The following is a 12,560-nucleotide window of genomic DNA, read 5'->3' as shown; positions in this document are numbered from 1 at the left end:
CGAGGCATCGTCAATCAGGGAGCGTCAGCCCGGGTGGAGGGCGAACAGTTCCATGGCGGTCACCCAGCGACGGGAGAAGGTGCCGGTGGCCATGGATGTTCCGCGATGTCCCGCTCACGGTGACGTGGTCACCCTCGGAAGGGTTCGACCTCTTCCGAGGTGAGGTCCTCGCGCACGCGCAGGAACCGGACGGGGTGACGGTGGCGGCCCGCGTCGATGGCGGTGTGGGCGGCCAACTCGGCCACCAGACCGGGCTGCACCGTGCGGTACTCCAGCCCGACGGACGGGTCGCACTGTCCCAGCGGCTGACCACCGCGCTCACCGCCGCCATCAGCCCACGCCTGCTGCCCGATGCCGGGCGCGCTTCCACGAAAGCCTGCGACGCCTACACACCCGTCTCCGAAGACGTCGTCGTAGAGGTCGTGGCAGGCACGACCCGGCACGCGGTGGTCTTCCCTGTCGAGCTCTTGTGTTCAGGTTCTTGGTCTGATGCAGGGGCCCTTGAGGCGGGTGGCTTTGCAGGGGAGCGTCGGGAACGTTTGTTGCTCGATGGCGAGGTCGCCCGGTGCGGCGTGAGAACGATGTGTGCGAGTGCTGACAACGCAGCGATACCGACTCCAGGACCGCCGCTGTACTGAACACCGCGGGCTCGTGGCATGCGTTGTCAGAGGCGCCGGGCAGGATGACGGTCATGACAGACGGAACGACCTGGCTCGCTGATCGACAATCCATCGCTTTCGGGGGCTATCACGTGGTACTCGCCCGCAGGCTCTCCCCGCAGGAACTCGCCAAGCGTCTTGCCGCGGCCCTGCGGTACGACACGGAGCACATCGTCGTGCCGGTCGGGGACCACACGGGAGCTTCGCTCCTGGAGCTCATGGACGACTACGACGACGTCGGGTTGCGCCTCGGCTCTGTGGGGGGCTGGACATACGCGGTTGCGTACGGCGGCTGGCCGGCCGAGTTCGGACCGTTGACACCGGTCTCACTCGGCGGCGCGGATGTCTGCCTCCTGGAGTACGAGGAGGAGAACGGCAAGCCAGTACCGCCCCAGTTCGCCTACTTCCACGATGGCCGGCTGCTGGCCGCCTTCAACCTGCACATGGACGGGTCATGGGGCTACGAAAAGGTCGAAGGCGACCCCGCTACAGCCGCTCGACTGCAGGAGCGGCTCACGGCCGCCGGCCTCCCGGACCCGGAGCGGAACCGACGCGAGGTCCACCGCGCCGCGCTGGGTGTTGTCGAGGAGTTCTTCGGGCTCACGCTGCCGAGGGATCCGATCGTGAGCGGGACGCTGCCGGCCGTTTTGCTGGAACCGGCGTGACCCGCAGCTTGAACACGCTCAAGCATCAGGGAAGTGGTCACTGTGGTTCGGCTGCGTTGATCCGTGGTCATCCGGGTGGACGATCGCCGTCACCCTCGCCCGCTGAACAAGCGGCCGGGACAGCCCTACGGGAAAGGCGTCGACCCAAACCTGCGCCAGCGCGCTGCTGGCGTAGACAGGCGTCAGAGAGCGGAGCGGAGTCGCGTCAGAGCTTGCTGACAGTTGGCCGCGGTACGGGCGGCTTGCTCCCGTACCTCCATGGGGGCCTGTAGGGGCATCTGCGCAGACGCGTAGAGCGCCAAGTCGTTCAGCGCCTCGGTACGCGCCTGCGCGGGGAGATCGAGCAGGTCTCGCTCAGCGACCGTGAACTCCCCGTACTTGTTCCGGACCCCTGCCTCGACCATCCGCCAGGTCGGATCCTCTGCGGACATGATGTACGTGAGGATCACGTTCTTCTGTGTTGCGACGGGGACGCTCACCATGTCGACGATGCGCGGCTTCTCGTTGTGCGGTTTGCGCGGCTTGTTCATCTTCTCGCGCCCCATGGCATCCTCGCTTGTCGTCAAGGCCCGCAGGACTCGAAGAGGTGAGTCCCATCCCCGTAGACAACGACCATGCAGGGTGCAAGGAAACCGCCGTCGAGACGGGTTCCCGCTGAGACATTCACAGATACGGACTCGGTAACAGGCCTCGCTCACACACCTGATCCTGATCCTGCTCGCTTTCCACGGAAGCCCATCAGCGTGAGGTGGGCTACGGCGCACGTCGAATGAGCCCTGCGGCAAACCACTGCACGAGGGTGGCAGCCAGGTGAACCGCCATCTCTGTCAATCCCCTCGAAGTGTGGAGACCGTCCTATGCAGCCAGCTCCTCGGTGAAGCTGGCCCAGTAGTCGTGTTCGTAGTCGATCGGGCTCTTCCAATGGCACACGCTGTGCAGCCGACGGGTGTTGTAGCAGTCGGTGATCCAGGTCGCGATCCTGATCCGGGCCGCGGCGCGGGTGGCGAAGGTGTGCCGGTGGACGTACTCGACCTTCAGCACGCTGTTAAACGCCTCGCTGACGGCCTTGTCCACACAAGATCCGACCCGGCCCATGGACTGGAAGACGCCCAGCCGGCGACAGGCCCGGCGGAACCTCCGTGAGACGTATTCGCTGCCGCGGACCGTGTGAAAGATGACGCCGCGCACGTCTCCGCCACGGGTGGCCGCGGCCATGTGCAGGGCGGCGACGACCAGTTCGGCATCGTGGCGTGCCCCCATCGCGTATCCCAGCAGGCGCCGGGAGAAGAGGTCGACGACCGTGGCCAGGTACAACTTGCCCTCACCGGTCTCGATCTCGGTCATGTCCCCGCACCAGACCAGGTCGGGTGCCTCGGCGGTGAAGTCGCGGCGCACGAAGTCCGGTGCGGCCGGCCGCTTGCCCGGCCGGGTCAGCCCCCGCCGTCTGCGCACCTTCCGTGCGACCAGGCCGAGCTCGGCCATGATCTTCGCGATGGTGTTCACCGAGATCCGCCAGCCCTGCCTCACCAGCCTGATCCAGATCTTCGGCGAGCCGTAGGTGCCGCCGGACGTGTGGAACTCTCCCTTCACCGCCTCGATCAGATGCTGTCTGCGCAGCTCACGCCGGGTGGGCTGGTGGGTGCGGTGCTTGTAGAACCACGACTCGCTCACGCCCGGGGCGCGGCAGGAGACGCGGTGCGAAATGCCGTGCTCGGTCCTGAAGTCGCTGATCACCCCGACGACGGACGCCGGGTCCGCCACGGCTACTTCACCCACGGGACCATGCAGTGCTTGAGGACATCACGCTCCATGCCCAGCTCCTTGTTGTCCCGCCTGAGCTGGGCGTTCTCCCGCCGTAGACGCTTCAGCTCGTCACCGCCACCAGCCGGTGCGGTCCCCGTCCGGCGGGCACGGGAGACCCAGCTCGCCAGCGTGGTCTCGTTGATCCCCAGGTCTCCGGCGACCTCCGCGATCGTCTTGCCGGTCTCCATGACGATCCGTACAGCTCTCTCACGGAACTCCGGCTCGAACTTCCGTCGCTTCTCCGCCATGACTCCCAACTCCCCCTGCAGTCATGGTCTCTACGCTACGAGGGGAGGGACAATCCTGGGTACCCGGGCATCGCGAGCGCCGCTGCACTGCCGCGTCCAGCTCCCGGCCCAGCGGCTTCGGCTTCGGCCGGCCCAACATCCATCCGATCAGAGCTTCCGCGACCGTACGCAGTTTGATGTTGGTCTGCTGGGAGACCTCGCGCAGCACCTCGGCCCCGGCAGCCGGAGCCATGCCGTAGGTCGCGATGAGGGACACCGATGACCTGGTTGACGATCGCGTGCGAATGAACGCCCTGTCGCAGCTCGGCGCTCTCCTGCCGAAGACGGGCCGCATCGGCGTCAGGCGCTCTGTCGGGCAGGGGCCGCTGTTCGCGAGAGATCGTCGTGACAGGACTCCATAGGGGCGGGATTTCCAGTACGCCTGCCCCGAAGTGCAACAGCAAAACGCCCCTCCGCAAGACACGAAGAGCCCCCCACGAGGCCGTTTTCCAACCTCCCCCCTCCAGCCGAGTCCCCCTCATGTCCACGGACACACGCCCTCTGTATGACCAGCGACCGCGTCATGACGCACTCACTGACTGGGCCGTTGCGGATCATCGCTACGGGGCTGTCTGCTTCCCGCCGATCGGCGGCGATCACCGTGCCAGTCCAGTATCAGGACCGTGGCGTCGTCCTTGAGATTGCCATGGCAGGCGTCGAGCACCGCGGCGGTCAGGCTCCGTACGGCTTCGCGCGGGTGCAGTGCACGAGTGTCGTGAATGACCGCGGCGAGGTCGACGGCCGCGGCACCACGCTCCTGCATTCCGTCGGTGAGCAGGACCAGGCGGTCTCCCGGACACAGCTGCAGTTCCTGTAGGCGGTAGGAGCTGGGGGCCGCCACGCCGAAGGGCAAATTGACGGCGAGTTCCAGCTCTTCGACGACGTCGCCGCGCAGCAGCAGAGGCCGGGGATGGCCGGCATTGACCAGGTCGCACCGGCCCGTCTCCAAGTCGACACACAACAACTGCCCGGTGGCCAGGCCGCGGCAGTGACTCAGCAGGGCCTGGTGAGCGTGGTGGGCCTGGTTGAGGGCGTCGCAGCCGCTGCGGCGTGACCGGCGCAGTGCGCCGACCAACAGGGTGGCCAACAGGGCTGAGTCCGTGTCGTGGCCCATGGCATCGGTGATCGACAGATGCAGGGTGCCGCGGTCGAGCGTGTAGTCGTAGGTGTCACCCCCGATGTCATCGGCCGGGACCAGTCCGGCGGCCAAAGTGAACTGCTCCGCCTCGCAGCAGGGGGCCGAGGGGAGCAGCTGGTGCTGGATCTCCGCGGCCAGGCTGGGCTTGGTGGTACGCCGGCCCAGGTGGTACAGGTCGGTGAAGCGGCGGTCGGTGACGATGATGTAGGCCAACGCGTGTGCAGCGTCGCGGACCTGGCGCAGCACCGTGTCGTCGGCCGACTGCAGAGTCACCTCCAGGACGCCGATGCAGTCGCCGCGGTTGGTGACCGGCGTGATGACGTTCAGTCCGCCCTGGCCGTCCGGTTCCACGTGCTGGCGTTGGCTCTGCAGAACTCTGTCGTAGACGCTGTCCCGCAGAGCGATCGGCCCGGCATCGTCAGCGGTCTCGCCGCCGACTGCGGCGAGCCGAATCAGCCGCTGGCCAATCAGGTCGACGAACAGGAAAGACACATGCTCGGCACCGAACCGCTTCTGCAGGTCATGTGCCACCACATCGACAGACTCACCGGGCGGCGCCGCTTCCGCAGCGACAAGCAACTCACCCAGTTCCAGATCTCCACCCACCACGAAAACCTCCTATCGGCTGCCACCCCTTCTTCCCCGACTTGGCACAACCTCACCTGCTGTGCCCATCATGCCTGTTCAGAGGGATATTCTTTTCGGAAGTCATTACGCTGCCGCCTTTCGTTGCAGCACTGACGGTGTCCCTCGCAGGTGTCCCGGTCGACGCCCGAGCAGGACGGGCCGTGCTGAGCCCTCGACACAACCCTCGCGTTCCAGTTGCGGAAGGCTCTTGCCCAACCTGACTCCCACATCAGGCACCTGGTATCCCTGACGGCACCGGCAGCGCCTGGCGAGAGGCCAACTCCGCACACGGCGATCAGCTCCACGGCGCGGAGAGTGTGCTCAGCGATGCGCCTATCGGCGGCGGTTGAATCGTGGTTCTGGATCACTTTCAGTGCCGGAGCCACGGAGGGTCACCGAACCCGCGATCATGAACGGCCTCATGCAGCGAGGAGGACCCGTTTGCGCAGCATGTCGGAGTTGGCGCGGCCGAACATCTGGCGTTTCAGCATCTTGATCTTGTTGTTGTGGCCTTCGATGGCGCCGGAGCTGTCGGGCAGGCTGAGGCCGGCGACGACGGCGTCGAGGTCCTGGCCGAGGTGCCGGCCTTGCCCTGGCAGTGGTGCGGCCCTCGCTCCACCGTTGGTGCAGGTACGGCTTGTAGGCATCGAGGATGCTGGTGCGGCCCGTCCACCGTCCGACGAGGAGTTCATCCGCGGTCGCCGCGTCCGCGAGGCGGCGGACGGCGTTACGGGCCAGGCCCAACTGCCGGGCGATAACACGCAGTGCGATGCCCTGGCCGAGCAGGTCGTGGACGGATGCGTGCTGATTTCAGACCCGGTCCGAGAGACGGCCGGACCGTCGAGGCCCGGCCGGAGCGTCGGGTACCGGCTCCGCCAAGTCCGGGACCGTGACGGACTGCGAGCTGTTCTCCTGCGGTTCGCGCAGCAGGGCACGGTGGCGGATGACGGCCTTCTCCACGGCCTCGGCGAGGTTCTTCCAGAGGTGCCACCTGTCCGCGACCTGGATGGCGTTGGGGGCGCCGAGCCGTCCGGCCTCGACGAAGGCGAGGGAACGGTCGCGGCAGATCACTGAGGTGACTCCCCTGGTGTGGACACTCTGACAATGGATCTTGTAGGTCCGAGGAAGGATGTCCTGGTGGGACGGAAGTCTCCATATCCGGCAGGCCGACGAGGCCGCCGGCGGTGGGCAGGTCCGTGGTGACGGGGCGGCAGAGGATCGGGACGAGGAACTGGCGAGGCTCCGGGCTGAACTCGGCCGGTTGCGCAAGGCCGAGAAGGAGTGGGAACTCGAGCGTCTGCCGGGCCAACTACCCAGCCTAGGAACGAGGTTGGAACAGGCGCATTGGGCTCCGGCGCAGGCCCATAAAGCCGTTACGTGCTACTGCTCGTACAGCTGCCGCCAGCACGAGTCCAGTACCGGCTCCAAGGAGAAGCGACCAGGGCTGTTCTCTTCGAAGGCCTGCATGGCCTTTAGACAGTTGACAGTTCCGCTGGCGGTTTCTTCACCCAGGACCTCCGCAACGGCGTCGACGAGTTCACCCTGATTGAGGCCAGCCGACCCCATATACCGCTGGATCGACGTGTACGCCCCGGAAAGCTCACACCCCTCACCAAGCCCGGCTGCTTCCACGAAAGCCTGCCATTCGCCCGGTATGGCCAGATTTTCACGGAACTGAGCCAATGACTTCCGTTCGTTGAGTCCCTCGCGTAGGCAGTCGGCGATCTGTTCCACGAGCACCGGCCAACCGCCGGTCACCTCGAATAGCTGCTCCAGATGCTCACTGTCAGTGAACCGCTGCTGTTCCAGAGCCCAAGCCCGCAACCCGTTCCGGGTGTACCGGCGGAGTACCACCACATCGAAGGACGGATCCTGGATATGGCCGGACATCACCTCGCGCCACAGCGCGAGCTGATCCTGGCCGGCGACGATCACCGCGGACCTTTTGACTCCGGATGCGGTGGGAACCAGTCGCAGCGCATCTTCAAGGGACTCCAGACACGTCTCGGAATGAGGTGACTTGACGGTCAGATCGCTCAGCACCACACGCTTCGTGTTCTCTGCTCCCTCCGAGAGCTCTCGGGCGAAGTCCTTCCGGTTGTTGACGAACGGAACGACCCACCCCCCGGCCCTGGACGTCAGGTCGCACAACGCGGGCTTGACCCGCTTGACACCGGTGGCGGTCGTGCCGATCACCACCCGCACCTGGTTGCCGTCACCGCCCAGTACCGCCGCGACCTGGCTGGTGGTCAACGGGGCATAGAAGTCCGCCGCGAGCCGGGGCCTCGCCTCCAGTGCCGCAAATTCCTCGGGAACGATGCCCTGTTCGGCATTGATCAGCTGGCTCTCAACCTCCCCGACATTGCCGATCATGCTGAGCGCGTTGGTGCTGCACAGATGCCAGCCGAGGCCTGTGTCCGGAGCGAGCACGCCCAGCCCTTCCATCTCGGCCAGGTACGCCCGGAAGGCTTCGGTGTCCAGCCCTCTGAATCCGGCTGGCCACCAGGACACGCACTCGTCACGCAACTCCGACTGGCTCATCCTCGACTGGATCCCACGTTCATGGGCATGGAAGGCGAGCACGTTGGCGATCACGTTGTACCGATGGTCAAGCATGAGGGTGTCCCGGAATGCCGAGGTGATCCCCTGCCGAAGACTGGTGTCGCCGTGCACCGCCTGAACATCCGCCCTGGTGATGATGAACGGCGGGGTTCCGGAACTCTCTTCGGTACGTCGCTTGTGCATCGTCTCCACCAAGCGGTGCCCAAACATCTGCAGCAGGAACGGCTGGTAAGAGCAGTAACCGAGAATCCGATGCACGAGATTGTCGTCCTCGAACCGGTATCCCAGAACCGCAAGCGGAGTACCAAGCAGGTTCGCCGCGTCCTGGGGATCGAGTGGTCCTACAACTGTAGGTTGCTGGGCCAAGTGACTAAAGGGGTTGTTGCCAGCGACCTTCGTATAGCGCTGCACGGAGTGCAGTCCGGCGAAGACCACTTTGACCCTGCCGTCGTACTCCTGCCCTAGATCACGAAGGCGGCGGGTCTCGAAGAACCCGGGAGAATCGCAGTCGAAGAATTTGTCGGCCTCGTCGAGCAGGATAAGAAGCCTGCGCCGGTCGTCCGCACGCAACCATGTCTGGATCGCATCCTGGACCTGCTCGTGCGTGATGCCGGTGGCGGACCTGGCCCGCTTTCGCAGCGTGATCCCCCGTGCTTCGAGCTTCCTGCTGATCTCGCGCCATACCGTCGCCGAAGTCGCCGAGCCTCCGAAATCCAGCGAGTCCAGGCTCAGCAGGAGGCTGATCTGCTCACTGCGATTGTCGGTTCCGGTCTTCTCGAACGCCTGCCCTACCGCTTTCAGAAGCGCCGACTTGCCAAGTCCCCGTCCTCCGAAGACCACCTGTGTCTGTTGGGGATCCTGGAGATCACGCACCTCACGGTCCCGGCCGAAGAACATCTCCTTCGCAACGCGCCCTCGCTTCTGGCTGACGTACGGATTGACTCCGGAAAACGGCAACAGGATGCTCATCGTGGCATCGAGACCACGTTTTCCGTACGCCGCGAGGTAGGCGAGTGCCGCGTCGTCCAAGACCACGATGGGACGGCGTCCGACGCAGTGCACGGCCAGTGCCGCCCGGTCTTTCGGCGACATCGTGCCGAAGTAGGCGACGAGCAGGCCCTCTCGTCCGGAGTCGTGGTCCGCGTAGCTCAGCAGCAGTTGCGGAGCCGGCTGCCCCCACACAAGCATGATCCGCAACCGGCCGCCCAGCTCCGAGCCAAAAGCAGGTACATGCGCCTCGCCATCCGAACGGACATCGGTCAGGTCGAGGAACCGGTGGTCCGACCCCTTGCGTAGATCATCACGGCGCAGCGGGCTGCGCAGACTGCTGTAGCCGATCAGCCGCAGGGCCGGCATCAGCAGTTCGCTCTCCTTGAGACCCTGCTGCCGTTGTGCGGCTGCCCGGCGCCCCATCGCGGACCAGCTGTCGAGTGCTTCCGCTGCGCGTTCGGCGTTCTCCTCGGACAGTTGGGAATAGTCGAGCTCCCGCAGGTCCTTGAAACGGCCACGGGAGCGTACAACTGCGACCAAATCACGAGTGATTCCCGTCTGCAGCGCCTCCGGGACCCGGGGGAAGAACCTGTCGAGCTCACGTCGACCGCCGATCTGAGCGAGGACGCCGTTCGTCTCCAACTGGGCGATCATCACTTCGGCGTCGCCGAGCTGCCCCGCTGCCAGCTCGTGCTCGACCTTCTCCCGTGCAGTAGCCTCAACCGTGCGGAGTGCGTCGAGCCTGGCACGCAGAACACTTTCCCAACGTGCCCAGTGTTCCTTGAGTTTCCCCGCCATCAGGCCGAGTTCGACCCGTACGGTACCCAGATCGCCGCGCTCCAGCCCGGCCGTCGCCTGGAGGCAGCGGTCCAACTCACGCTCCTGATCCGAAGACACGGCATTGTGGAGACGCGCCAGGCGTAGATCGGCTTCCAGGGCTTCATGAATGCTCGTGAGTTCATCAGTGCTTTGCTGCCGGGCCTCCCTAATGTCCCGAAGCAGCTCTTCGGAAATCGTCTCCGCCTTGACACCCGAGCCGGTTTCCAGCAACTGCCCTTCCGCACAGGCGAGTAGGTAGTCGACCGTGTCGTAGTGCTCTCCCTTCAGCTGCTGGAGTACCGCTTCGGGCCACGTCCGCCCTGCGGCTGCCGCTAGTTCGCCCACCGTGGCCGAAGGCGGTTGGATCTCATGGATGCCCGCTGAAACGCGGGTCCCGGGGAGTTTGAGCAGTTCGGAGTTGAGTACCAGGCCCGGTGGGCGCTCATCGGCGGACAAGCGCTCGCCGCCCTCCAACAACGCAAAAGTCCGCTGGAGAGAAATGAGAGCAGCCTGGCAGGCCGCACGGGCGAGGCGATCGGTCTCCTGCTCCACCCGCTTGCTCATAGCCGCCAGAACTGCGTCCTTGCGCTCCAACGCTCCAGCGCGCAAGGCCGAGACCTCACTCCTGCTCCAGCCGAGGTCCTGGGAGCGCGCCCTGGGCAGCCCGCGAGCAGCGGCGATCCATTGTTCGACCGGCTGGAGCCGAACCGGCACGAGCCGCAGCAGGTCCTGCCGCGACCGGCCTTCCAGCGGCTTACCGCCGGGGTTCATCAATTCACGATCCATGGAGTCCAGCTCACCGCGAACCGCCTCGGGCCTGAGCAGCCGGTGAACCGCGTCTACGATCTCGGGCAAGGCATCACGCTCGTCCGCCGCGGCCTTGTGCAGAATGGCACCCAGCAGTCCGTCCTTGGCGAGCCATTTCTTGGCGATGTCACCCGCGCGGGGAAACCGGAATCCGGCAGGCTTGCGCAGCGCCTCCCGACAGGCCGCTCGGGCCCGCTCCAACTCCCGCTCGGCTGCCGCCACATCCTCGACGACGGTCAGTGGCGGACAGTGCAGCAAAGCACCCGAAAGAGCCCGGTCCGCGACTTCCCGGGCGACCGTGCCGAGGTTCTCTTCCAGCCTGGGCGCCAACGTGTGAAGCAGTGCGCCGGCCGTGTGGTCTCCCGTGATGAGTGCCGTACGAATGACAGCGGGCACAACGAGCGCTGCGGTGGGCCAGTCCACCGCCACGGCCTCAGCATCGAGTTCGGACATCTCCTTGCTCAGACCGGCGGCACAGCCTCCCGCCTCGGTGCGCAGGTCGTACGCGTAGGCAGCGATACGAAGGGCGGCCTGCCGCTGCCCGGGCCAACCAGCCACGGTGGCGACGTGGGCGGCGAGACCATAGCGCCGAGTTGGGACTAGGGCCACGACTACGTCCATCGCGGGGTCCTCGGCGATGGCCTCGACCTCCTTACCGGACATCTCGGCCCGCAAGGGCGCGACCCCGGCACGGGACACGACCAACCCACTCGTAGGCGTCTCAACGGCGTCGCCCAGGTTGTCAGCAGTGACTGGAGCCGGAGTAACCGGCATCTCCACCCCGGCGCCGTCGGCGGCCTGCGGTGACCGGTCGTCGGAGACAACTCGATCGCCAGGGGCCGCCACCGGCGTGGTGACCGGCCCCGGCACACCGTCTTCCGTCCGACGCCGCGGCATTGCGTCCCGTGTGGCAGTGGTGTCCCCGGCCGACGCGCGCGGTTCGGACAGCAGAGGAATAGACACAGCGAGTTGGGCCAGTTCCGGGAAACCGGCCATCCAACGGCCCTGCAGGGTGAACAGTTCCTGGGGATCCACCCCTTGACCGTTCATCCGAACGAGACCCAGCAAGGCCGTCATGGCTTCGGCCCGCTGCCGATGGTTCTGGGACCATGACACGTTGGTCAGGAGCTCTCCGGTATGGCGCTGGGCCTCCTCAAGCTGTGGCTCGGCTACTGATCCAGGCACTGCCCGCAGCCCTAGGACGACTTGGAGTTCTGCGCGCAGTACCCCGTCGCCGAGCCGGGCGGCAGCGTCTTCGGCGGCGGCCTCGATGGCGTCCGCCCGGGCAACAGGCTGGGACAGACCGAGCGCCGGGAATGCCGCCACCGTGGTATCGAACGATTCGGTGAGCCTGCGGATCACCTCGATGTCAGTGTCCTCCGGGCGGGTGGCCGCGGCCACCGCACTCGCGATCCTGTCGGCCGGCTCCTTTGCTGCGGCAACGGCTTCCGTCAGCTCGGAGACAGTCGCCATCAGCCTGGACATTCTTTCTTCGTAGCTCTCTACGTGATCGGCTGACTCCTGATGCTGCTGAGGAGGCTCGGCCACCGCAGCATCTGAGGCACAACGCTCCTTGGGGGTCAGGTCGACGACTGCCGTGGCGGCTGCTGCGGCTGTCTCAACGGCTGCCACGTCCAGCCCTTCCGCAAGGCCGCCCTCAGTCAGGGCCCACTGCCAGAGATGCGCGTCCCAGACACTGACCTGCGTACGAGACCACAAACACAAGCGGAGCAGCGGCCCGCGCCACTGAGGCCTCCGCGCCTCCCCGGGCAGGAGCACCTCACCCGGCACCATGTTTTGCAGGAGTTGCGCTTGGACCGGCAAGGTGAGGTGCCGCAAAGCGTGCCGAACACGTGGAGCAGCAGCGTCCTGTCGGAGCCGGGCCAGTACATCACGACACAGGGGACTGTTGACCCTGTCCCCTCCGAGCGGGATCCGCAGCGCGCCCAGCGCGTGTTTGCGCTCTCGGACGGACATCGCGTTCAGCACTGCGCCGATATCCGCCACCGTGAGTTCCGCGATGGCCGACTCGAAGGCATCAGGCACGTCCGTCAGAGCAGCGGCCAGCTCGTTCAGGGAGGCATTGAGCTGCTTGATGTCCGCGCTATCAGCGGACACCTCGACCGGGACTACCGGGTAAGCCGTTTCGTCGCTGCAGTCGAGAGGGCGGGGCATACGGTTCTTCGTCACGCGCGGCTCCGGT

The 12,560-nt window shown here is 66.0% G+C and carries 9 protein-coding genes and 1 pseudogene; 1 reads left to right on the top strand and 9 read right to left on the bottom strand.

All coding sequences use genetic code 11. From position 1 onward, the window contains the following. Window positions 1-128 precede the first annotated feature (128 nt). Entirely contained in the window at window positions 129-443 is a 315-nt protein-coding gene (locus OG226_RS50285; protein WP_329353071.1) for a hypothetical protein, read from the bottom strand. 248 nt (window positions 444-691) lie between these two features. On the opposite strand from OG226_RS50285, the gene OG226_RS50280 reads away from it, so the two are divergent. Beyond that, a complete protein-coding gene (locus tag OG226_RS50280; protein ID WP_329353069.1) occupies window positions 692-1,324 on the top strand; it encodes a DUF6461 domain-containing protein in 633 nt (210 codons plus the stop codon). A 182-nt stretch (window positions 1,325-1,506) separates the two neighbouring features. On the opposite strand, the gene OG226_RS50275 is transcribed toward OG226_RS50280, so the two are convergent. The 8 genes and pseudogenes from OG226_RS50275 to OG226_RS50245 all read right to left on the bottom strand — a co-directional run bounded on the left by OG226_RS50275 (window position 1,507) and on the right by OG226_RS50245 (window position 12,547). Then, the gene (locus OG226_RS50275; protein ID WP_329353067.1) at window positions 1,507-1,869 is read right to left on the bottom strand and encodes a hypothetical protein; all 363 of its coding nucleotides are present in this window, start codon (window positions 1,867-1,869) and stop codon (window positions 1,507-1,509) included. A 310-nt stretch (window positions 1,870-2,179) separates the two neighbouring features. Then, complete coding sequence (locus OG226_RS50270) at window positions 2,180-3,100, bottom strand: IS3 family transposase (RefSeq protein ID WP_329353066.1); 921 nt, start codon at window positions 3,098-3,100, stop codon at window positions 2,180-2,182. Then, a complete protein-coding gene (locus OG226_RS50265; protein ID WP_329353064.1) occupies window positions 3,088-3,375 on the bottom strand; it encodes a transposase in 288 nt (95 codons plus the stop codon). The genes OG226_RS50270 and OG226_RS50265 overlap by 13 nt, the downstream gene beginning before the upstream one ends. Beyond that, window positions 3,335-3,709 carry an ANTAR domain-containing protein gene (locus tag OG226_RS51790; protein WP_443066970.1) on the bottom strand — a complete coding sequence of 125 codons (375 nt, stop codon included), beginning with the start codon at window positions 3,707-3,709 and terminating at the stop codon, window positions 3,335-3,337. Before OG226_RS51790 ends, OG226_RS50265 begins: the two co-directional genes overlap by 41 nt. A gap of 237 nt (window positions 3,710-3,946) precedes the next feature. After that, window positions 3,947-5,161 (bottom strand): PP2C family protein-serine/threonine phosphatase, encoded by a 1,215-nt coding sequence (locus OG226_RS50260; protein WP_329353062.1) that lies wholly within the window; start codon window positions 5,159-5,161, stop codon window positions 3,947-3,949. Between the two features lie 437 nt (window positions 5,162-5,598). Next, window positions 5,599-5,757 (bottom strand): annotated as a pseudogene (locus OG226_RS50255) (transposase); the annotation flags it as partial. 232 nt (window positions 5,758-5,989) lie between these two features. Beyond that, window positions 5,990-6,448, bottom strand: a complete 459-nt coding sequence (locus OG226_RS51785) for a transposase (protein ID WP_443066969.1) — start codon at window positions 6,446-6,448, stop codon at window positions 5,990-5,992. Window positions 6,449-6,559: 111 nt separating this feature from the next. Further along, window positions 6,560-12,547 carry an AAA family ATPase gene (locus OG226_RS50245; RefSeq protein WP_329353057.1) on the bottom strand — a complete coding sequence of 1,996 codons (5,988 nt, stop codon included), beginning with the start codon at window positions 12,545-12,547 and terminating at the stop codon, window positions 6,560-6,562. Window positions 12,548-12,560: the final 13 nt, after the last annotated feature.

Source organism: Streptomyces sp. NBC_01261, assembly GCF_036226385.1.
GTDB lineage: Bacteria > Actinomycetota > Actinomycetes > Streptomycetales > Streptomycetaceae > Streptomyces.
The sequence above is the reverse complement of the archived record's forward strand: the minus strand, read 5'-3'. Positions and strand labels throughout refer to the sequence as shown.

What these genes read in the sequence shown, in the direction of transcription:
- OG226_RS50265 (WP_329353064.1), bottom strand. Translation starts at nt 3,375, where the DNA reads ATGGCGGAGAAGCGACGGAAGTTCGAGCCGGAGTTCCGTGAGAGAGCT.
- OG226_RS50275 (WP_329353067.1), bottom strand. Translation starts at nt 1,869, where the DNA reads ATGGGGCGCGAGAAGATGAACAAGCCGCGCAAACCGCACAACGAGAAG.
- OG226_RS51790 (WP_443066970.1), bottom strand. Translation starts at nt 3,709, where the DNA reads ATGCGGCCCGTCTTCGGCAGGAGAGCGCCGAGCTGCGACAGGGCGTTC.
- OG226_RS50280 (WP_329353069.1), top strand. Translation starts at nt 692, where the DNA reads ATGACAGACGGAACGACCTGGCTCGCTGATCGACAATCCATCGCTTTC.